Here is a 20,727-nt window from a genome sequence, read left to right on the forward strand (position 1 = left end):
TTCTAGAGGGCGCCCTTCGTGGAGGGCAGGATGCCGGCCGCGCGCGGGTCGAACTCGGACGCGTAGCGCAGGGCGCGGGCCAGCGCCTTGAACTGGCACTCCACGATGTGGTGGGCGTTGCGGCCGTACGGGACGTGGACGTGCAGGGCGATCTGGGCCTGCGCGACGAAGGACTCCAGGATGTGCCGGGTCATCGTCGTGTCGTACTCGCCGATCATCGGCGCCATGTTCTCGGGCTCGGTGTGCACGAGGTACGGGCGGCCGGAGAGGTCCACGGTGACCTGGGCGAGGGACTCGTCCAGCGGCACGGTGCAGTTGCCGAAGCGGTAGATGCCGACCTTGTCGCCGAGGGCCTGCTTGAAGGCGGCGCCCAGCGCGAGGGCGGTGTCCTCGATGGTGTGGTGGCTGTCGATGTGCAGGTCGCCGTCCGTCTTGACCGTGAGGTCGAAGAGGCCGTGGCGGCCGAGCTGGTCGAGCATGTGGTCGTAGAAGCCCACGCCCGTCGAGACGTCGACCCGGCCGGTGCCGTCGAGGTTTATCTCGACCAGGACCGAGGTCTCCTTCGTGGTGCGCTCGACCCGTCCGATGCGGCTCATGCCTGCTGCTCCTTCTTCAGTGCGCGAACCGCTTCCAGGAACGCGTCGTTCTCGGCCGGGGTGCCCGCGGTGACCCGCAGCCGGCCCGGTACGCCGTTGTCCCGGACCAGGACGCCCTGGTCGAGGATCTTCTGCCAGGCGGTGTGGGAGTCCTCGAACTTCCCGAACTGGATGAAGTTCGCGTCGGACTCGGTGACCTCGAAGCCGAGCGCCCGCAGCTCGGTGACGAGGCGGTCCCGCTCGGCCTTGAGCTGCTCGACGTAGCCGAGCAGGGTGTCGGTGTGCTCCAGGGCGGCCAGCGCGGTCGCCTGGGTGACGGCCGACAGGTGGTACGGCAGGCGTACGAGCTGCACGGCGTCGACCACGGCGGGGTGCGCGGCGAGGTAGCCCAGGCGCAGGCCGGCCGCGCCGAAGGCCTTGGACATGGTCCGGGAGACCACCAGGTTCGGGCGGCCCTCGATCAGCGGGAGGAGGGAGTCGCGGTGGCTGAACTCCACGTACGCCTCGTCCACGACCACCAGGGACGGCTTGGCCGCCTGGGCCGCCTCGTAGAGGGCCAGGACGGTCTCCGCCTCGACCGCGGTACCCGTGGGGTTGTTGGGCGAGGTGATGAAGACGACGTCGGGGGCGTGCTCCGCGAGGGCCCGCTCGGCGGCCTCCACGTCGATGGTGAAGTCCTCCCGGCGGGGGCCGGAGATCCAGCCGGTGCCGGTGCCGCGCGCGATCAGGGCGTGCATCGAGTACGAGGGCTCGAAGCCGATCGCCGTGCGCCCCGGGCCGCCGAAGGTCTGGAGCAGCTGCTGGAGGACCTCGTTGGAGCCGTTGGCGGCCCAGACGTTCTCCAGGGAGACCGGGTGCTTGCCGGTGCGGGTGAGGTACTTCGCGAGCTCCGTGCGCAGCTCCACCGCGTCCCGGTCGGGGTAGCGGTTGAGGGTGCGGGCGGCCTCGGCGACGCGCTCGGCGATGCGGCGGACCAGGGGCTCGGGGAGCTCGTACGGGTTCTCGTTGGTGTTCAGCTGGACGGGCACGTCCAGCTGGGGGGCGCCGTAGGGGGTCTTGCCGCGCAGCTCGTCGCGGATGGGGAGGTCGTCGATGCCGATGGTGCTGCTCACTGGTTCGGCACCTTCCATGCGAAGCGGGCCTTCAGGGCCGCGCCGTGCGCCGGCAGGTCCTCGGCCTCGGCGAGGGTGACCACGTGGTGGGTGACCTCGGCGAGGGCGTCGCGGGTGTAGTCGACGATGTGGATGCCGCGCAGGAAGGACTGCACGGACAGGCCCGAGGAGTGGCAGGCGCAGCCGCCGGTGGGCAGGACGTGGTTGGACCCGGCGCAGTAGTCGCCGAGGGAGACCGGCGCCCAGGGGCCGACGAAGATCGCGCCGGCGTTGCGGACGCGGGCGGCCCAGGCGGCGGCGTCGGCGGTCTGGATCTCCAGGTGCTCGGCGCCGTACGCGTCGACCACCTTCAGGCCCGCCTCCAGGTCGTCGACCAGGACGATCGCGGACTGCTTGCCGGCCAGGGCGGGCTTGATCCGGTCCTCGACGTGCTTGGTCGCGGCGACCTGCGGCTCCAGCTCCTTCTCGACGGCGTCCGCGAGCTCCGGGGAGTCCGTGACGAGGACGGCGGCGGCCATCGGGTCGTGCTCGGCCTGGCTGATCAGGTCGGCGGCGACGTGCACCGGGTCGGCCGTGGAGTCGGCGAGGACGGCGATCTCGGTCGGGCCGGCCTCGGTGTCGATGCCGATCTTCCCGGTGAAGTAGCGCTTGGCGGCGGCGACCCAGATGTTGCCGGGGCCGGTGACCATGTTCGCGGGGGCGCACTCGTCCGTGCCGTACGCGAACATCGCGACGGCCTGGGCGCCGCCGGCCGCGTACACCTCGTCCACACCGAGCAGCGCGCAGGCGGCCAGGATGGTCGGGTGCGGCAGCCCGCCGGCAGGATCTCCTTCAAAAGCGGGCTTCTGCGGCGGGGAGGCGAGCGCGATGGACTCGACGCCGGCCTCCTGGGCGGGGACCACGTTCATGACGACGGACGACGGGTACACGGAGCGGCCGCCGGGCGCGTACAGGCCGACGCGCTCGACCGGAACCCACTTCTCGGTCACGGTGCCGCCGGGGACCACCTGGGTGGTGTGCTCGGCGCGGCGCTGGTTGCGGTGCACGATCCGGGCGCGCCGGATGGACTCCTCCAGGGCGGCGCGGACGGCCGGGTCCAGCTGCTCCAGGGCGGCCGTGAGGGCCTGCGCGGGGACCCGGACCTGCGTGAGCTCGACCCCGTCGAACTTCCGCGCGTACTCGATCAGCGCCGCCGTGCCACGATGATGGACGTCCTCGCAGATGGGCCGCACCTTCTCCAGGGCGGCTTCCACGTCGAACTCGGCACGGGGCAGCAGATCGCGCAGGGCGCCACCCTCGGGGAGGGCGTCACCGCGCAGGTCGATACGAGAGATCACGTCCCAATTCTCTCAGACCGTCTCCCACCACCGTCCGCCCGTATCACTGGCTGATACACGCCCCGGATGTCACAGGCTGCGATTAGCTTTCACGTACACGGGGATGACGGCGGGGGGCTGCCATGGCGGAAGCGCACGGGGACGCGTACGGGGACGGGCGTCCGGACGACCTCACGGATCCCGAGCGGCTCATGTGGGAGACCTTCCGGGCGGGCACCGTCTGCGATCTGAGCACGCACTCGGCCGAACGGGACGATCCGCACGGAGACCGGCCCTGGGGGCCCGAGCGGCGGGTCCGGGCGGAGGTGGTGGCGCACCTGCTGCTCGCCGGTCCCGCACCGGTGCCCGGCCGGGTCGGCTGCCTGAAGCTGCGCGGCGCCCGGATCACCGGCCGGCTGGACCTGTCCGGCGGCACGGTAGCCCCGTACGTGGAGATCCGCTCGTGCCGCTTCGACGGCGAGATCCAGCTCTCCGAGACCCGCTTCGGCACCCTGCGGCTCGACAACTGCGCGATCCCCCGGCTGGACGGGGCCCGGCTGCACACCGAGGGCGACCTGCACCTGTCGCGCTGCCGGGTGGCGCGCGGGATCCGGCTGACCGACGCGCAGATCGGCACCGACCTGCTGATCGGCAGCACCGTGGTGCAGCGGGACGGGCGGGGGCGGGCGATCGCCGCCGACGGGCTGGTGGTCGCCCAGGACTTCCAGGCCGAGCTGCTGGAGACGAACGGCGAGGTCAGCCTGCGCGGGGCCCGGGTCGGAGCCTCGATGAGCCTGCGCGGGGCCCGGCTGCGCAACCCCTACGGCCGCCGCGCCCTGAACGCGCCCACCCTCACGGTCGAGCGCACCCTCTACCTGACCTCCGCCGCCCTCGGGCCGGCCGGGGACCCGACGCGCCCGTACGACTGGAGCCGGACCCCGACCCGGGGCGTCCCGACGCGGCCGTTCGAGTGCCGGGGCGGGCTGCGGCTGGACGACGGCCGCTTCGGGGATTCCGTCGACTTCTACGCGGCCCGCTTCGAGCTCCAGCCCGACCAGGAGGTCTCGCTGCGCCGGATCCAGACTCCCGAGCTGCGCTTCGTCGGGGACGCGCCGGAGCAGGGGCGGGTGGTGCTGTCCGGGGCGAAGGTGGTGCGGCTGGTGGACCGCTCCACGAGCTGGCCCGGCCCGGGCCGGCTGTTCATGGAGGGTTTCTCCTACGAGACCCTGGCGCCCCGGGGGCACTTCCCTCTGGAGCGGCGCCTGGAGTGGGTGGGGGCGGCCAGCCCCGACTACTCGCCGGAGCCGTACGAGCGGCTCGCGGCCGTGCTGCGGGCCCGCGGGGAGGACTCCGACGCCCGCGAGGTGCTGCTGGCCAAGGAGCGGCGCCGGCGGACCACGCTCTCGCCGGCCGGGCGGGCCTGGGGGTACCTCCAGGACTGGACGGTGCTCTACGGGTACCGGCCGGGGCGGGCCGCGCTGTGGATGGCGGTCCTGTGGGCGGCGGGCACCCTGCTGTTCCTGCGGCACCGCCCCGAACCCCTCAAGGCCGACGAGCACCCCGTCTGGAACGCCGCCCTCTACGCCCTCGACCTCCTCCTGCCGGTGATCGACCTCGGCCAGGAGGGCCAGTGGAAGACGCAAGGAGTCTGGCAGTGGGCTTCGGCGGCGCTGGTCCTGCTGGGATGGATCCTGGCCACGACGGTGGCCGCGGGCGCGTCCCGGCTGCTGCGGCGGGGGTGACGGCCCGGCCGCCGCGGCCACTACCCTGTGGGTCGTGACCACCGTTCGCCTGCCCCTCTTCCCACTGAACTCGGTGCTGTTCCCGGGCCTCGTGCTGCCGCTGAACGTCTTCGAGGAGCGGTATCGCGCCATGATGCGCGAGCTGCTGAAGATCGGTGAGGACGAGCCGCGCCGGTTCGCCGTCGTCGCGATCCGCGACGGCCGGGAGGTCGCGCCGACCGCGCCCGGGCTGCCCGACCCGACGTCCCTGCCCGAGAAGGGCCCGGCGGCGGGCTTCGGCGCGGACCCGATCCAGGCGTTCCACCGGGTGGGCTGCATCGCGGACGCGGCGACGATCCGGGAGCGGGAGGACGGCAGCTTCGAGGTCCTCGCCACCGGCACGACACGGGTGCGGCTGCTGTCGGTGGACTCCTCGGGCCCCTTCCTCGTCGCCGAGCTGGAGGAGCTCGCGGAGGACGCCGGGGACGGCGCGGGCGCCCTGTCCGAGGGGGTCCTGCGGGCCTTCCGCGCCTACCAGAAGCGGCTGGCGGGGGCCCGGGAGCGGTCCCTCACGTCGGCGCCGGACCTGCCGGACGAGCCGTCGGTGGTGTCGTACCTGGTGGCGGCGGCGGCCGTGCTGGACATCCCGTCGAAGCAGCGCCTGCTCCAGGCCCCGGACACCGCGACGCGGCTGGCGGAGGAGCTGAAGCTGCTCCGCACCGAGACCGCGGTGATCCGCCACCTCCCGTCCCTGCCGGCGGTGGACCTGACCCGCGCCCCGACGAGCCCGAACTGAGGCCATGGCCAAGAAGAAGCAGCAGACGGCGGGCACTCCCGCGATCACGTCCCTGACCGCGTCGGGCGTCGAGTTCACCACCCGTTCCTACGAGCACGACCCGGCGCACCCCTCGTACGGCGAGGAGGCGGCCGAGGCGCTGGGGGTGTCGCCGGAGCAGGTGTTCAAGACCCTGGTCGCGGAGGTGGACGGGAACCTCACCGTGGCGGTGGTCCCGGTCTCGGGCTCGCTGGACCTGAAGGCACTGGCGGCGGCGGTGGGCGGCAAGCGGGCCGCGATGGCCGATCCGGCGCTGGCGGAGCGCACCACCGGCTACGTCCGGGGCGGGATCTCGCCGCTGGGCCAGCGGAAGCGGCTGCCGACGGTCCTGGACGCCTCTGCCTCCGGGCACGCCACGATCTGCGTCTCGGCGGGCCGCCGCGGCCTGGAGGTCGAACTCGCCCCGTCCTCCCTGGCGGCCCTCACGGACGCGGTCCTGGCCCCGATCGCCCGCGCGTAGCGGTCCGCCCAGAGCCTCCCCCAGTGCCTCGAACGCCGGCGGGGCTATACATAGCCCCGCCGGCGTTTGAGGCGGAAACGGTGAAAGGGCGGGGCGGGGAGAAAACAGCCCTCAGCCCTGGGGCGGCTTCGCGTCCGCGTGGACGTGGGGCGGGGGGTAGGCACCCGTCCAGGGGGTCGGCTCGGGGTCCCGGGGGCCGAAGGCGGCCGTCAGCGCCAGGTGGGTCACGGCGGCGGCGATCGGCCACCCCAGCAGCACCCCGTACGCCAGCAACTGCAGCGGAGCGTCGAACGGCACGTCCGGCCCCGCCTTGGCCGCCGCGGCGGCGACATCGGTGCCGGGCCCCAGCCACAGCCCCGTCCGCCACCCCAGCAGCGCGGCGAAGCACGCCCCGACCGTGAGCCCGGCCACCAGCGCGACACCGCCGCGCCGCCGCCACAGGAAGACGGCGAGGCCGCTCAGCACGCCCAGCCCCAGCGACAGCAGGAAGAACGTGCCGTCGGCGCCGATCCGCGCCTCGCCCTCGGTGTTCTTCAGGAAGACGGCCTGGCCGTGGGCCACGTACTGGACGCGCGGCGCGAGCCAGGCCCACAGCAGCCCGAGGAGCGCCCCGCAGAGGCCCACCACGAGGGCCACGGTGGCCCCGTCGCGGATGTCCGCCGGGCTGACTGCGGGCTCATGGTCCGGGAGGGGGGCGGGTGGCGGCGGGGTCACGGCTTCGGTCACCCCCACATCGTGCCAGGTGGCCCCGGCGGCCGCGTCAGCGGACCGCCGCCCGCCGGTAGGCCCAGGTCGCGACGGCCAGGGAGAGGACCCCGACCGCCGCGCACACGCCGAGGTCGGCGGCGACCGCCGCCCAGTCCGGGTGCGGGGCGAAGGTCCGCGCGAAGGCCTCCACCCCGTAGGTGGAGGGCAGCAGGTCCCGGGCCCAGACGATGGCCTCCGGCATCCGCTCCGCCGGCAGCACCCCCAGCAGCAGGGCCGCCGACATGCCCAGCTGCCCGGCCAGCGTGGCCAGCTCCTGCCGGGGCGCCAGCAGGCCCAGCGCCGCGCCGAGCCCGGCCAGCGCGGCCCCGGCCAGCGGCACCACGGCGGCCAGGATCCACAGCCCGCCCATCGGCAGCCCGAACAGCACGCACCCGAAGACGGCCGTCACCAGCGTCCCCGGCAGGGTGAAGGAGGCGTACGCGGCGGCCGCGCCCAGCACCACGGAGGCGGGCGGCACCGGCAGGGTGGCGTAGTGGTCGAGCCCCCCGCCCGCCCGCAGCTGGCCGAAGTACTGGGCCAGGAGGTTCAGCGCGACGAAGGCGACGACCAGCACCGACGAGCCGGCGACGACCGCCCGCGCCTCGGAGCCGCCGTCCACCACGCCCCGCATCAGGATCATGATCCCGACGGACTGGAAGGTGGCGACGAAGAGGAGGGGTATGCGCGCCACCCGGGCCCGGGACAGCTGGGCCCGGTAGACGGCCGCGAGGGCGGGGAGGAGCCGTGCCCGGGGCGCCAGGACGGCGGCCGGAACGGCGGGAGCGGCAGCGGTGGTCACGACTTGACCAGACCCTTCATCCGGCCGCCCAGCGCGAGGTAGACGTCCTCCAGGCTCGGCGTGGCCAACGTGAAATCGTCGAGGGCGGCGAAGGCCGGGCCGCCGGTCACTGCGGCGACGGCGGCGCGGGCCTCGTCCTGGCCCAGGCGCAGCACCCAGCGGCGCCCGGACTCGGCGGCCCGCGGGGCCAGCGCGGCGACCTCGGGGACCTCCAGCGGCGCGGCGGTGCGCCACACCAGTTCCAGGCGGACCTCGTCGGAGACCCTGGCCTTGAGGCCGGCCGGGGTGTCGCAGGCGATGACCTTGCCGTGGTCGATGACGGCGACCCGGTCGAGGACGGTCTCCGCCTCGATGACGTTGTGGGTGACCAGCAGCACCGTGGCGCCGTGCCGGGCGCGGCGCCGGTCCACGGCCGACCAGACGGCGCGCCGGGCGACGGGGTCCATGCCGGTGGTGGGTTCGTCGAGGACGAGCACCGGCCGCTCCCCCACCAGTGCGGCGGCGAAGCAGGCGAGCCGCCGCTGTCCGCCGGAGAGCTTCTTCAGCGGGCGCCCGGCGATCGGGGTCAGCCCGAGCTCCTCCAGGACCTCGTCACGGGCCGCCCGGGCCGCGCGGGCGTCGAGTCCGCGCAGCCGGCCGGTGGTCTCGGCGGCGAGGGCGACGGTGAGCTCGTCGAGGGCGGTGGACTCCTGCCCCAGGTAGGCCAGCAGGCGGGAGGCCCGCTCGGGGTGGCGTACGAGGTCGTGGCCGAGGAGGGTGACGGAGCCCGAGTCGGGGCGCAGCAGCCCGGTGAGCTGGCGGACCAGGGTGGACTTGCCGGCGCCGTTGGGGCCGAGCAGTCCGAAGATCTCGCCGCGCCGGACCTCCAGGGAGATCGCGTCGGTGGCACGGGTCTCGGGGAGGGCGGGCGCGCCGCGCCGGCCGCGCACCGCGGGGTAGGTCTTGACCAGGTCCCGCACCGCGCAGACCACCCCGGAAGCCGCCCCTGCGGCCTCTGCCGTGGTGTGCCCTGCCTGCGCTGTGCCCGTACTCACGAGGGAGCAGCCTACGCGGGTTCCGCTCTCACTCGGCCGCCGGGGTCATCGGCGCCGCGGATGCGGAGGCCGTTGCTCCGCCCATGTGCTCGGCCGCGGCGCGCACGTCGATCTCCCTCCAGAACCCGGCGCGGATGGCGTAGCGGTCGTGCTCGTCGATCTGGTCGTCCTTGTGGGCGAGGAGCCCGAAGCGGGCGGCGTAGCGCAGCAGCTCCCCGTCGATGCGGTGCGGGACGCGCGGGTACATGGTGGCGAGCTTCTGGAGGTGGCCGGTCTCGGGGAGGCGTTCCATCCAGCGGCGGGCGAAGACCTGGCCGACCTCGAAGGGATCGCCGCCGACGGTGGTGATGTCCTCCTCGCGGTCGGCCCAGCGCTGTTCGGCGCTGGTGAGCTGGGCGAGGGTGGGGAGGGAGGCGGTCTCGGCGGGTTCGCCGAGCGGGCCGGGGCGGTCGATCCAGCCCTTGTCGGAGGACCAGCGCAGGGCGCTGCCGGCCGGGCTGGGGGCGGGGTGCGCTTGCGCGGCGCCGGGGCCCTGGGCGGGGGCGCGCAGGGCGGCGAGGTCCTTGGGGGTGGGGACGGAGGGCTTGGCCCCCTCGGTGGCGGGGGCCGGTACGGCGGCACCGTTGGAGGGCGGTTCGGGGGCGGCCGGGGTGCCGTTGCGGGCGGCTTCGGCGAGCGCGGCCTCGGGCAGCGGCGCGGAGAGGATGGCGGCGATCTCGGGGCGGGGGGCGGGCGGCGGGGGGCACAGTCCGGCGAGGTCGCGGGCCCGGACGGCGCGGGTGATCCAGGCGCGGTCGAGGACGCGGCGTTCGTCGGCCTCGGCGACGAGGTCCTCCGACTGGTTGTAGTCCCCGTCGGCGGCCTGGACGGCCCAGAGGTGGACGGCGACCCCGTGTTCCTTGGCGGACATCAGTCCGGGCAGCAGGTCTCCGTCGCCGGTGACGAGGACCACGTCGGAGCAGGCCCGGTTGCGGGCGAGCTCGGTGAGTTCGGCGTGCATGGCGGCGTCGACGCCCTTCTGGGCCCAGCGGCCGTCGCTGCGGGTCAGGGCGCCCAGCCGGACGGTGACCCGGGGCATGACGCGCAGCCGGCGGTGTTCGGGCTGGGGCACCCGGTCGGGGGCGCCGTCGAACCAGTAGATCCGCAGGAGGGGCTGCTGGGTGTCGGCCTCGGCGCGCTCGCGCAGGCCCTGGATGAGGGCGGAGTGGTCGACGGTGATGCGCGAGCGCGAGGGTTCTCCCGCGAGGAGGCTCGCGGCCGCGCCCAGCAGGTATCCGGCATCCACCAGGACGACGCAGCGGTCCACGCGTTCCACCCTCTTCCGTGGGGGTCCTCGACAGGTTTTCCCCGAGTCTGCCCGACTGCAAGGGCGTTGACGGCCGGAACTGGATCACCGGCGTGGCGTATCTCGCGGCAGGCCCGGCGGTGGGCCCCGCTACGCACGGCAATGATCCAAAATGCGCGCTTTGTTGTGGTGTGTGAGGGTGAAGGCGGCCCTGGCCCCTACACCCCCCACGGAGGCATTCCATGGCCAAGAACAAGAACCAGAAGCAGCCGGCCAAGCAGCAGACGCGACCGGGCGGGCAGGACATGCCCAAGGGCTCGACGGAGACCTCCGACGACCGCCCCTCGCAGTCGCCCAGTCCGCTGGACATGGCCCACAAGAGCAAGTCGAAGCGCTTCGGCCACAACTGAGCGCCTCCGCGCGAGCGGTGAGAGCGGAAGGGGGCCCGCCCCGGCAGTGCCGGGGCGGGCCCCCTTCCCGTGCGTGCGGCGGCTGCTTCGCCCGGCCGGGCTAGCCGGCCAGGCAGGACGGGCCGAGCAGGACCTTGAGGTCGCCGAAGAGCGCCGGGTCGGGCTGGACCCGGTGCCGGTCGAGGCGCAGCACGGTGGTGGTGCGCGGGCCCTGGAGTTTGATCCGCACCTCGGTGTTGCCCTTGTGGTGGCGCAGGATCTCGCCCAGTCGGGTGACCATCGGCGGAGTGACCTTGACGGTGGGGATGGTCAGGACGACGGGGGCGTTGGTGCCGGCGGAGGAGAGGTCGGGGACCATCATCTCCATCGCGACGAGGCGGGGGACGTCCTCGCGCTTGTCGAGGCGGCCCTTGACGAAGACGACGGTGTCCTCGACCAGCTGGGTGGAGACGAGCTGGTAGGTGGCGGGGAAGAACATGCACTCGATGGAGCCGGCGAGGTCCTCGACGGTGGCGATGGCCCAGGCGTTGCCCTGCTTGGTCATCTTGCGCTGGAGGCCGGAGATGATGCCGCCGATGGTGACCACGGCACCGTCGGCGTGCTCGCCGCCGGTGAGCTGGGAGATGCCGGCGTCCGTCTTGTCGGAGAGGACGTGCTCCAGGCCGAAGAGCGGGTGGTCGGAGACGTAGAGGCCGAGCATCTCGCGCTCCTGGGCGAGCAGGTAGGACTTCTCCCACTCGACGTCGGAGAACTCCACGTCGAGGCCGAAGCCGGGCTCGTCGCTCTCCTCGTCACCCATTCCGCCGAAGAGGTCGAACTGGCCCTCGGCCTCCTTGCGCTTGACCGCGACCACGTTGTCGATCATCGATTCGTGGTGGGCGACCAGGCCCTTGCGGGTGTGGCCCATCTCGTCGTAGGCGCCGGCCTTGATCAGCGACTCGATGGTGCGCTTGTTGCAGACGACGGCCTCGACCTTGTCGAGGAAGTCGGGGAAGGAGGAGTACTTCCCCTTGGACTTCCTGGTCTTGATGATCGAGTCGACGACGTTCTGGCCGACGTTGCGGACGGCGGTGAGGCCGAAGAGGATCACGTCGTCGCCCTGGGCGGCGAAGTTGGACTCGGACTCGTTGACGTTGGGCGGGAGCACCTTGATGCCCATGCGCCGGCACTCGTTCAGGTAGATCGCGGACTTGTCCTTGTCGTCCTTGACCGAGGTGAGCAGGCCCGCCATGTACTCGGCGGGGTAGTTCGCCTTGAGGTAGGCGGTCCAGTAGGAGACCAGGCCGTACGCGGCGGAGTGGGCCTTGTTGAAGGCGTAGCCGGCGAAGGGGACCAGGACGTCCCAGAGGGCCTGGATGGCCTGGTCGGAGTAGCCGTTCTTCCGGGCGCCGGCCTGGAAGATCGTGAAGTTCTTGGCCAGTTCCTCGGGCTTCTTCTTGCCCATCACGCGGCGCAGGATGTCGGCCTCGCCGAGCGAGTAGCCGGCGATGATCTGGGCGGCCTTCTGCACCTGCTCCTGGTAGACGATCAGGCCGTAGGTGACCGCGAGCACCTCTTCGAGCGGCTTCTCCAGCTCGGGGTGGATCGGGGTGATCTCCTGCTGCTTGTTCTTGCGCAGGGCGTAGTTCGTGTGCGAGTTCATGCCCATCGGGCCCGGGCGGTAGAGCGCGGACACGGCGGAGATGTCTTCGAAGTTGTCGGGCTTCATCAGGCGCAGCAGGGAGCGCATGGGGCCGCCGTCGAACTGGAAGACGCCGAGGGTGTCGCCGCGCTGGAGCAGCTCGAAGGTCTTGGGGTCGTCGAGCGGGAGGGCCAGGAGGTCGATGTCGATCCCCTTGTTGGCCTTCACCATCTTGACGGCGTCGTCCATGATCGTGAGGTTGCGCAGGCCGAGGAAGTCCATCTTCAGCAGGCCGAGCGACTCGCAGCTCGGGTAGTCCCACTGGGTGATGGTGACGCCGTCGGTGTGCCGGACCCAGACGGGCACGTGGTCGGTGATCTTCTCGCTGGACATGATCACGCCGGCGGCGTGCACGCCCATCTGGCGCACCAGGCCCTCGACGCCGCGGGCGGTGTCGATGACCTTCTTCACGTCGGGCTCGTTCTCGTACATCCCGCGGATCTCGCCGGCCTCGCTGTAGCGGGGGTGCGAGGGGTCGAGGATGCCGGAGAGCGGGATGCCCTTGCCGAGGACGTCGGCGGGCATGGCCTTGGTGAGGCGGTCGCCCATGGCGTACGGGTAGCCGAGGACGCGCGCGGAGTCCTTGATCGCGTTCTTGGCCTTGATGGTGCCGTAGGTGCCGATCATGGCGACCTTGTCCTGGCCGTACTTCTCGGTGACGTACCTGATCACCTCGACGCGCCTGCGCTCGTCGAAGTCGATGTCGACGTCGGGCATGGAGACGCGCTCGGGGTTGAGGAAGCGCTCGAAGATCAGGCCGTGCGGGATGGGGTCGAGGTCGGTGATGCCGAGGGCGTAGGCGACGATCGAACCGGCCGCGGAGCCTCGGCCGGGGCCGACCGCGATGCCCTGGTTCTTGGCCCACATGATGAAGTCGGCGACCACGAGGAAGTAGCCGGGGAAGCCCATCGAGATGATCGTGTCCATCTCGTACTCGACCTGCTTCATGCGGTCCTCGGGGATCCCGCCGGGGAAGCGGCGGTGCATGCCCCGCATGGTCTCCTCGCGGAACCAGGTGACCTCGGTGTAGCCCTCCGGGATGTCGAACTTCGGCATGAGGTTGCGGAACTTGAACATGCCCTCGGTGTCGACCTGCTCCGCCACCTTCCAGGTGTTGGCGCAGCCCTCCTGCCAGGCGTCCGAGGAGTCGATGGCGTACATCTCGTCCGTGGACTTCAGGTAGTAGCCGGTGCCGTCGAACTTGAAGCGGTCCGGGTCGGAGAGGTTCTTGCCGGTCTGGATGCAGAGCAGGGCGTCGTGGGCGCCGGCCTCGTGGGCGTAGGTGTAGTGGGAGTCGTTCGTGACCAGTGGCGGGATGCCGAGCTTCTTGCCGATCTCCAGCAGGCCGTCGCGGACCCGGCGCTCGATCTCGATGCCGTGGTCCATCAGCTCCAGGAAGTAGCGGCCCTCGCCGAAGATGTCCTTGTAGTCCGAGGCCGCCTTGATCGCCTCGTCGAACTGGCCGAGGCGCAGTCGCGTCTGCACCTCGCCGGAGGGGCAGCCGGTGGAGGCGATCAGGCCCTCCGACCACTGGGCGATGGTCTCCTTGTCCATGCGGGGCCACTTGGTCAGCCAGCCCTCGGCGTAAGCGTCGGAGGACAGCCGGAAGAGGTTGTGCAGGCCGGTGCTGTTCGCCGCCCAGATCGTCTTGTGCGTGTAACCGCCGGAGCCGGAGACGTCGTCCCGCTTCTGGTGCGGCTGGCCCCACTGGATGCGCCGCTTGTTGCGCCGGGACTCGGGGGCGACGTACGCCTCGATTCCGATGATCGGGGTGATCCCGGCCTTCTGGGCGGAGTGGAAGAAATCGTACGCACCGTGGAGGTTGCCGTGGTCGGACATGGCGATGTGCGTCATGCCCATTTCATTGCAGGCGGCGAACATGTCCTTCAGCCGAGCGGCACCGTCCAGCAGCGAGTACTGGGTGTGGACGTGCAGGTGCGTGAACGGCGTCTTGGACACGGTGTGGGCCTCCGGAGGAGAGAGGGGCGGCAGCTATGAATCCTACGTCCCACGGGTGACAGATCCGGGGCACGGAGAGATACGGTCGGGCGTTGCAGAACCAGGAACACGTGTCCGACGTCCAGTCGGTCAGAACCCGTACCACCCCGTGCACCAGGAGGCATCCGCCATGGCGGTTCCCGAGACGACCGACGAGCAGCGCGCCGAGCAGATACTCGATGTGTTCGACACCGCTTTCGGGGAGCTGCTGGCCGCCGACCCCGCCGCCTTCCAGGTCAAGTTCCGGAAGATGGCCGCCTCGGCCTTCGCCTTCTACCGGGGCACGGCTTGCCTCTTCTACGCCGACCTGGAGCGCGACCGGCACGGCGGCCCCTTCCTCGACGAGCGCACCGGCCGGGTCTGGATCCACGGCGATCTCCACGCGGAGAACTTCGGCACGTACATGGACTCCAACGGCCGGCTCGTCTTCAACGTCAACGACTTCGACGAGGCCTACGTCGGCCCCTTCACCTGGGACCTCAAGCGCTTCGCCGCCTCCGTCGCCCTGATCGGCTACACCAAGGCGCTCAGCGACGAGCAGATCAGCGCCCTCGTGAGGACCTACGCGGAGGCCTACCGCGAGCGCATCCACCAGCTGGCCACGGGCGCCAAGAACGAGGAGGTCGCCTCCTTCACCCTGGACACCGCCGAGGGCCCCCTCCTCGGGGCCCTGCGCGACGCCCGCTCGCGCACCCGGTTCTCCCTGCTGGACTCGATGACCGAGATCCGCGACCACGAGCGGCGCTTCTCCGAGGGCGGCGGGGCCATCGAGCTGGACGCGGCCACCCGCTACAAGGTGCTGGCCGCCTTCGACGGCTACCTGGAGACCCTTCCGGAGGAGTCCCTGGTCCGCCCGGACTCCTACCGGGTCAAGGACGTGGTGGGCCGCCGGGGCGTGGGCATCGGCTCGGCCGGGCTGCCCTCGTACAACATCCTGCTGGAGGGGCACAGCGACGCCCTGGAGAACGACGTCGTGATCTACCTCAAGCAGGCGCAGACCCCGGCCGTCTCCCGGCACATCACGGACCGGGCGGTCCGCGAGTACTTCCAGCACGAGGGCCACCGCACGGTGATCTCCCAGCGCGCCCTCCAGGCGCACGCCGACCCGTGGCTGGGCTGGACCGAGCTGGACGGCGCCGGGCAGCTGGTCGCGGAGGTCTCCCCGTACGCGGTGGACCTGGACTGGTCGGACCTGGACGACCCGCAGGAGATCGCGGCGGTGGTCGCGGACCTCGGCCGGGCCACGGCCACCATGCACGCCTCGGCCGACGAGGCGGAGAGCGGCCAGTCCCTGGTCCCCTTCTCCACCGAGCGGGCCATCGACGCGGCGATCGCCGCCGACGAGGAGGGCTTCCCGAAGCTCCTGGTCGACTTCGCCCACGCCTACGGGGCCCGGGCCCGCGCCGACCACCAGATCTTCGTGGACCTCTTCAGGAACGGCCGGATCATGCCGTAGGTCCCGCGGGACCGCCGGCCGACGGGGCCCCCGTGATCCCCTCCTCACAGGAAGCCATGGCAGACTCGCGGCGATGGACATATCAGGGGTGAGGATCCGGGGGCTGCGGGCCGCGCTGTTCAGCGCGCTCGTCGTGCTGCTCTCGGCGGGCTCCCACGTGCTCCTGTCCCGGGTGCCGCTGCCGCCCGCCCTGCTCGGCGGTGCCTTCGCCACGGTGTTCGCCCTCGCCTACGCCCTGGCCGGCCGCGAGCGGGGCTTCGGGCCGATCGCCGGCCTGCTGGTCCCGCTGGAGCTGGCGGCCGACACGGTCTTCACCGCCGGGCAGCGCGTCTGCTACGGCCCCGCCGGCGGACCGGTCTCCGGGCCGCTGCACGCGCTGGGCCTGGACGGGCTGTGCGGCGGGACCCCGGTGGGCGGCCCGCTGACCGGGGTGGCCGGGCCCGCCGGCGATCCGGCCGTGCTGCCGGCCGCCCCCGGGCCGTGGACGCCGTGGCTGCTGCTCGGCGCACACGTCGGCGTCGGGCTGCTCGCCGCCGCCTGGCTGCGCCACGGCGAGCGGGCCCTGGTGCGGCTGCTGCGGGCGGTCGCCGCCTTCGCCTTCCGGCCGCTGCGGCTGGCGGCGGCCTCGGTGGCGCCGCTCCCCGGCGGGACCGGGCGGGCGCTGCGCCCGGCGCGGCCCGGCGCGGTGGCCCGGACCCGTTTCCCGGCGCATTCCGTGGGCCGGCGGGGACCTCCCGTACGGACGGCGACGCTCGCGAGCGTCTGACGCGTACGCACGGACAGTCCCCCTCATTTCCCACGGAGATCACCATGAGTTCCCGCAACAGCCAGCAGAACAAGGCCGCCGCCCGCGAGAAGCTGCGCGTCGAGCGCGAGAAGCAGGCGAAGAAGGACAAGGCCCGCCGCCAGGTGTTCGTGGCCGCCGGCGTCGTCGCCGCCCTCGCGCTGGCCGGCGGCATCGGCTACGCGGTCGTGCAGTCCAGCCAGCCCGGCTACTGGGAGAAGGCCGCCGAGGCCCCGCTGGTCAAGCCGAAGAACACCGAGGGCGCGGACGGCCTGACCGTGGTCGTCGGCAAGCCCGAGGCGAAGAAGACCCTGGAGCTCTACGAGGACTCGCGCTGCCCCGCGTGCGCCGCCTTCGAGCAGACGGTCGGCGAGCAGGTCCGCAAGGACGTGGACGCGGGCAAGTTCAAGCTCCGGTACATCGGCGCCACCTTCATCGACAACGGGGCCAAGGGCGAGGGTTCGAAGAACGCGCTGAGCGCGCTGGGCGCGGCGCTGAACGTCAGCCCCGAGGCCTTCCTCGACTACAAGGCGGCCCTCTACTCCAAGGCGCTGCACCCCGACGAGCGCGTCGACAGCTTCGCCAAGGACGACTACCTGCTGAAGGTCGCGGACACCGTCCCGGCCCTCAAGGGCAACGCCGAGTTCAAGAAGGCCGTCGAGGACGGCACCTACGACCGGTGGGCGATGGACATGTCGAAGTCCTTCGACAAGTCCGGTGTCACGGGCACCCCGACGCTGAAGATGGACGGCAAGAAGATCGACACCCCGGCCACCCCGGAGGCGTTCACCGCGGCCATCGACAAGGCGATCGCGGGCTGACGGGCCGCCAGGCCGCCCCTTCTTCCGCATTTCCGCCATAACGGGCGGGCGAACTCTCAAAGTTCGCGCGCCCGTTGTCGTTCGGTGACTGTTCCAGGACACATACCGATCAGTAATATGAGCGCCCGTGACCAGTCATCTCACCCCCCTCTCCCCTGCCCCGGACTCCGCCGCGACCGCGGCGAATCCGCGCCGCCGCACGGTCGTTCTGGCCGCGGCCGCCACGGCGGCCCTCGCGCCGATCGCCCTGGGCGCGTCCACCGCCCGGGCGGCCGAATCCGCCCCCGCCTTCCTGCACGGCGTCGCCTCCGGCGACCCGCTGCCCGACGGCGTCCTGCTGTGGACCCGCGTCACCCCCACCCCCGAGGCCGTCCCCGGCTCCGGACTGGGGCCGGACACCGCGGTGGGCTGGGAGGTTGCCGAGGACAAGGCCTTCTCCAGCATCGTCGCGCGGGGCTCCGTCACCGCGAGCGCCGCCTCCGACCACACGGTCAAGGTGGACGTGCGCGGCCTGCGCCCGCACACCCCGTACTGGTACCGCTTCACCGCCGGCGCCACCGTCTCCCCGGCCGCCCGCACCCTGACCGCCCCGGCGGCCGACGCGGCCACCCCGGGCGTGCGCTTCGGCGTGGTCTCCTGCTCCAACTGGGAGTCCGGCTACTTCTCGGCGTACCGCCACCTGGCCGCCCGCACCGACCTGGACGCGGTCCTACACCTGGGCGACTACATCTACGAGTACAAGACCGGGGAGTACCCGGCGGCCAAGTACGTCGTGCGCGGGCACGAGCCCAAGAACGAGATCATCACGCTGGCCGACTACCGGATCCGGCACGGCCAGTACAAGACGGACCGCGACGCCCAGGCGATGCACGCGGCCCACCCGATCGTGGCCATCTGGGACGACCACGAGTTCGCCGACAACGCCTGGTCCGGGGGCGCCAACAACCACACCCCGGCGACCGAGGGCGACTGGGCGGCCCGCGCCGCCGCGGCCAAGCAGGCGTACTTCGAGTGGATGCCCGTGCGCACCTCCATCGCGGGTACCGTGTACCGTCGCCTGCGCTTCGGCAGCCTGGCAGACCTGCACCTGCTGGACCTGCGCTCCTTCCGCTCGGAGCAGGCCAAGACCGGCAGCGGCGCGGTGGACGACCCGGAGCGCACCATCACCGGGCGGGCGCAGCTGGACTGGCTCAAGGCCGGGCTGGCGGGCTCGACCGCGACCTGGAAGCTGGTCGGCACCTCGGTGATGATCTCGCCGGTGGCCTTCGGCTCGCTGCCCGCGCAGGTGCTCCAGCCGCTCACGCACCTGCTGGGGCTGCCCGAGGGCGGCCTCGCGGTCAACGTGGACCAGTGGGACGGCTACACGGACGATCGCAAGGAGCTCCTGGGCCACTTGAAGGACCGGAACATCAAGAACACGGTGTTCCTGACCGGTGACATCCACATGGCCTGGGCGAACGACGTCCCGGTGAACATGGCCACCTACCCGGGATCGGGCACGGTGGGAACCGAGTTCGTGGTCACGTCGGTGACGTCCGACAACATCGACGACACACTGCACGTACTTCCGCACACCGTGTCGGTGGTGGCGGAATCGGCCATCAAGGCCGCGAACTGGCACGTGAAGTGGCTGGACATGGACTCGCACGGCTACGGCGTGCTGGACGTGACGGCCGAGCGCTCGCAGATGGACTATTACGTGGTTTCGGACAAGCGGCGCCAGGACGCGACCTCGTCCTGGGCCCGCTCGTACCGGACCCTGAACGGCACGCAGAAGGTGGAGCGGGTCGACCGGCCGGTTCTCTAAATCCCCTGATACACCGTCAAATCTGCTGTTCAACGGGGCTCCTGGTGCAGACCAGGAGCCCCGGGTGTACCGCAGGCAACAAATCTTTAACTTCCGGGTACTTGCGGAATGAATGACATGGACACATAAACTTCCGGCCAGCGTGAGGAAATCCCTCACCCCCCACCACGCTTGCCGAGGAGTCACCGTGCGCGCTGTTGCCCGCATATCCCCCCTTCTCCGCCGCCGCCTCATGGGCACGGCCGTTCTGGCCTCCACCCTGGCCTTCGCCCCGCTGACGGCCCCCACCACCGTCGCCACCGCCGCTCCCAAGACCGGCGCCCAGGCCTGTGCAGAGGAGGGCTCCGCCCCGGCCAACGCCCGTGTCGCGAAGCCCAAGGACAAGCACGCCGCCGAGCCCAACGAGCTCTCCGAGGCCCAGACCAAGGCCATGGACGCGGACCTCAACAAGAAGCTCAGCCAGATGCAGCTGTCGCCGCAGCAGCTCTTCGGCGCCCGCGAAGCCGCTCCCTCGCTGGCCACCGCCGTGACCACCATCCCGGTGTACGTCCACGTGATCACGAACGGCACGCAGGGCCAGCTGACCGCGACGGACATCAACAACCAGATCAACGTCCTCAACGCGGCCTACGCCGGCCAGGGCACCGGCAACGTCAACTCCGGCTTCCAGTTCTCCCTGGCCGGCACGGACTACACCGACAACGCCACCTGGTACACCGTCTCCGACGGCACCCAGGCCGAGAAGGACATGAAGACCGCCCTGCGCAAGGGCGGCAAGAACGCGCTCAACCTCTACACCGCCAACCTCGGCGGCGGCCTCCTCGGCTGGGCGACCTTCCCGAGCTCCTACGCCTCCGCCCCCAGCATGGACGGCGTGGTCATCCTCAACTCCTCGCTGCCCGGCGGCTCCGCCACCAACTACAACGAGGGCGACACCGCCACCCACGAGGTCGGCCACTGGATGGGCCTGTACCACACCTTCCAGGGCGGCTGCTCGGGCAGCGGCGACTCCGTCTCCGACACCCCGGCCGAGAAGAGCGCGGCCTTCGAGTGCCCGACCGGCCGTGACTCCTGCACCACCAAGGCGGGCGTCGACCCGATCCACAACTTCATGGACTACACGTACGACTCCTGCATGTACCAGTTCACCGCGGGCCAGGTCTCGCGCATGCAGAGCATGTGGACCGCCTACCGCGCCTGATCGCGCTCACCGCTCCACACACGGCAGGGCCCGGCGCACCGAGCGCCGGGCCCTGCCCGTTCCGGCCGCCCCCTACAGGCTGTCGAGGAACGCCAGCGCGATGCGCCAGACCTCCCCGGCGGCGTCCGCGTCGTAGTCGTCCAGGTCCGGGTCCGTGAACAGGTGCCCCGCACCCGGGTAGCTGTGGATCTCCACGTCGGCCCCGGCCCGCCGCATCCTCAGGTACCAGGCCGTCAGCCAGTCGTGCGTCTCGAAGGGGTCCGGGTCCGCCATGTGCAGCTGTACCGGCAGTTCGTCGGCCGAGGTGTCGTCCTCCAGGTCCGCCGTACCGTGCAGGAGCAGCAGCCCGCGCGCCTTGTCGTCGGCCAGCGCCAGGTGCTGGGCGACCGAGCCGCCGAAGTCGAAACCGGCGTAGACCAGGCCCTGGTCGGAGAAGGGCGCCGCGGCCAGCACCGCCCGCTTGAGCAGCTCGTCGCGGCCCACCTCCTCCAGGTGGGCCACGCCCTCCTCGAACGTCTCGAACGTACGGCCCTCGAAGAGGTCGGGCACCTGTACCCGGTGTCCGGCGGCCCGCAGCCGGTCGGCCGCCGCGTGCACCGCGGGCCGCAGCCCGTACGTCGAGTGGAAGAGCATGATGTTCATGCCTCCCATCGTGCCATTGCCC

18 protein-coding genes are annotated in these 20,727 nt (G+C 71.9%); 9 read left to right on the forward strand and 9 right to left on the reverse strand.

The features are described from left to right. Nucleotides 1-2 precede the first annotated feature (2 nt). From hisB to hisD, 3 genes are read right to left on the reverse strand one after another with little or no spacing between them, the layout of a single operon-like run. Nucleotides 3-596: an imidazoleglycerol-phosphate dehydratase HisB gene (gene hisB / locus B4U46_RS09905; RefSeq protein WP_079426023.1), complete on the reverse strand. Its 594-nt coding sequence runs from the start codon at nt 594-596 to the stop codon at nt 3-5. Beyond that, a complete protein-coding gene (locus B4U46_RS09910) occupies nt 593-1,708 on the reverse strand; it encodes a histidinol-phosphate transaminase (RefSeq protein ID WP_237292762.1) in 1,116 nt (371 codons plus the stop codon). The genes hisB and B4U46_RS09910 overlap by 4 nt, the downstream gene beginning before the upstream one ends. Next, nucleotides 1,705-3,045: a histidinol dehydrogenase gene (gene hisD, locus B4U46_RS09915; RefSeq protein WP_079426029.1), complete on the reverse strand. Its 1,341-nt coding sequence runs from the start codon at nt 3,043-3,045 to the stop codon at nt 1,705-1,707. The genes B4U46_RS09910 and hisD overlap by 4 nt, the downstream gene beginning before the upstream one ends. A gap of 122 nt (nt 3,046-3,167) precedes the next feature. Between hisD and B4U46_RS09920 the strand changes: the two genes are divergently transcribed. The 3 genes from B4U46_RS09920 to ybaK are packed head-to-tail and all read left to right on the forward strand — an operon-like array spanning nt 3,168 to nt 6,040. After that, complete coding sequence (locus tag B4U46_RS09920) at nt 3,168-4,766, forward strand: oxidoreductase (protein ID WP_079426032.1); 1,599 nt, start codon at nt 3,168-3,170, stop codon at nt 4,764-4,766. A 34-nt stretch (nt 4,767-4,800) separates the two neighbouring features. Then, complete coding sequence (locus B4U46_RS09925) at nt 4,801-5,541, forward strand: LON peptidase substrate-binding domain-containing protein (RefSeq protein ID WP_079426035.1); 741 nt, start codon at nt 4,801-4,803, stop codon at nt 5,539-5,541. A gap of 4 nt (nt 5,542-5,545) precedes the next feature. Continuing rightward, the gene (ybaK, locus tag B4U46_RS09930; RefSeq protein WP_079426038.1) at nt 5,546-6,040 is read left to right on the forward strand and encodes a Cys-tRNA(Pro) deacylase; all 495 of its coding nucleotides are present in this window, start codon (nt 5,546-5,548) and stop codon (nt 6,038-6,040) included. Between the two features lie 111 nt (nt 6,041-6,151). Here ybaK and B4U46_RS09935 read toward each other — a convergent pair whose 3' ends face one another. Genes B4U46_RS09935 through B4U46_RS09950 form a run of 4 tightly spaced genes read right to left on the reverse strand, consistent with a single transcriptional unit; the run spans nt 6,152 to nt 9,935 of the window. Further along, nucleotides 6,152-6,766: a hypothetical protein gene (locus B4U46_RS09935; protein WP_079426041.1), complete on the reverse strand. Its 615-nt coding sequence runs from the start codon at nt 6,764-6,766 to the stop codon at nt 6,152-6,154. Nucleotides 6,767-6,800: 34 nt separating this feature from the next. Then, complete coding sequence (locus B4U46_RS09940; RefSeq protein ID WP_079426044.1) at nt 6,801-7,586, reverse strand: ABC transporter permease; 786 nt, start codon at nt 7,584-7,586, stop codon at nt 6,801-6,803. After that, a complete protein-coding gene (locus tag B4U46_RS09945; RefSeq protein WP_398898379.1) occupies nt 7,583-8,620 on the reverse strand; it encodes an ABC transporter ATP-binding protein in 1,038 nt (345 codons plus the stop codon). Before B4U46_RS09945 ends, B4U46_RS09940 begins: the two co-directional genes overlap by 4 nt. 28 nt (nt 8,621-8,648) lie before the next feature. Further along, nucleotides 8,649-9,935, reverse strand: a complete 1,287-nt coding sequence (locus B4U46_RS09950; RefSeq protein WP_079426050.1) for an NYN domain-containing protein — start codon at nt 9,933-9,935, stop codon at nt 8,649-8,651. 212 nt (nt 9,936-10,147) lie between these two features. Between B4U46_RS09950 and B4U46_RS38010 the strand changes: the two genes are divergently transcribed. Beyond that, nucleotides 10,148-10,315, forward strand: a complete 168-nt coding sequence (locus B4U46_RS38010; protein ID WP_167747578.1) for a hypothetical protein — start codon at nt 10,148-10,150, stop codon at nt 10,313-10,315. 100 nt (nt 10,316-10,415) lie between these two features. On the opposite strand, the gene dnaE is transcribed toward B4U46_RS38010, so the two are convergent. Next, nucleotides 10,416-13,955 (reverse strand): DNA polymerase III subunit alpha, encoded by a 3,540-nt coding sequence (gene dnaE / locus B4U46_RS09955; RefSeq protein ID WP_079426055.1) that lies wholly within the window; start codon nt 13,953-13,955, stop codon nt 10,416-10,418. 169 nt (nt 13,956-14,124) lie between these two features. On the opposite strand from dnaE, the gene B4U46_RS09960 reads away from it, so the two are divergent. From B4U46_RS09960 to B4U46_RS09980, 5 genes are all read left to right on the forward strand, one after another. Beyond that, nucleotides 14,125-15,450, forward strand: coding sequence for a DUF2252 domain-containing protein (locus tag B4U46_RS09960; RefSeq protein WP_079426058.1), 1,326 nt, complete (start codon nt 14,125-14,127; stop codon nt 15,448-15,450). A 73-nt stretch (nt 15,451-15,523) separates the two neighbouring features. Then, nucleotides 15,524-16,216 carry a hypothetical protein gene (locus tag B4U46_RS09965; protein WP_079426060.1) on the forward strand — a complete coding sequence of 231 codons (693 nt, stop codon included), beginning with the start codon at nt 15,524-15,526 and terminating at the stop codon, nt 16,214-16,216. A gap of 44 nt (nt 16,217-16,260) precedes the next feature. Continuing rightward, complete coding sequence (locus B4U46_RS09970) at nt 16,261-17,055, forward strand: DsbA family protein (protein WP_079426063.1); 795 nt, start codon at nt 16,261-16,263, stop codon at nt 17,053-17,055. A 127-nt stretch (nt 17,056-17,182) separates the two neighbouring features. Continuing rightward, the gene (locus B4U46_RS09975; RefSeq protein ID WP_079426066.1) at nt 17,183-18,862 is read left to right on the forward strand and encodes an alkaline phosphatase D family protein; all 1,680 of its coding nucleotides are present in this window, start codon (nt 17,183-17,185) and stop codon (nt 18,860-18,862) included. Nucleotides 18,863-19,094: 232 nt separating this feature from the next. After that, complete coding sequence (locus B4U46_RS09980; protein ID WP_079426069.1) at nt 19,095-20,063, forward strand: zinc metalloprotease; 969 nt, start codon at nt 19,095-19,097, stop codon at nt 20,061-20,063. 72 nt (nt 20,064-20,135) lie between these two features. Here B4U46_RS09980 and B4U46_RS09985 read toward each other — a convergent pair whose 3' ends face one another. After that, nucleotides 20,136-20,714 (reverse strand): dienelactone hydrolase family protein, encoded by a 579-nt coding sequence (locus B4U46_RS09985; RefSeq protein ID WP_079426072.1) that lies wholly within the window; start codon nt 20,712-20,714, stop codon nt 20,136-20,138. Nucleotides 20,715-20,727 lie beyond the last annotated feature (13 nt).

This window comes from Streptomyces katrae (assembly GCF_002028425.1).
Taxonomy (GTDB): Bacteria; Actinomycetota; Actinomycetes; order Streptomycetales; family Streptomycetaceae; genus Streptomyces; species Streptomyces katrae_A.

Coding starts and splice junctions, on each gene's coding strand:
- hisB (WP_079426023.1), bottom strand. CDS start 596: ATGAGCCGCATCGGACGGGTCGAGCGCACCACGAAGGAGACCTCGGTC.
- B4U46_RS09920 (WP_079426032.1), top strand. CDS start 3,168: ATGGCGGAAGCGCACGGGGACGCGTACGGGGACGGGCGTCCGGACGAC.
- ybaK (WP_079426038.1), top strand. CDS start 5,546: ATGGCCAAGAAGAAGCAGCAGACGGCGGGCACTCCCGCGATCACGTCC.
- B4U46_RS38010 (WP_167747578.1), top strand. CDS start 10,148: ATGGCCAAGAACAAGAACCAGAAGCAGCCGGCCAAGCAGCAGACGCGA.
- B4U46_RS09960 (WP_079426058.1), top strand. CDS start 14,125: ATGGCGGTTCCCGAGACGACCGACGAGCAGCGCGCCGAGCAGATACTC.
- B4U46_RS09965 (WP_079426060.1), top strand. CDS start 15,524: ATGGACATATCAGGGGTGAGGATCCGGGGGCTGCGGGCCGCGCTGTTC.
- B4U46_RS09970 (WP_079426063.1), top strand. CDS start 16,261: ATGAGTTCCCGCAACAGCCAGCAGAACAAGGCCGCCGCCCGCGAGAAG.
- B4U46_RS09980 (WP_079426069.1), top strand. CDS start 19,095: ATGGGCACGGCCGTTCTGGCCTCCACCCTGGCCTTCGCCCCGCTGACG.
- B4U46_RS09985 (WP_079426072.1), bottom strand. CDS start 20,714: ATGGGAGGCATGAACATCATGCTCTTCCACTCGACGTACGGGCTGCGG.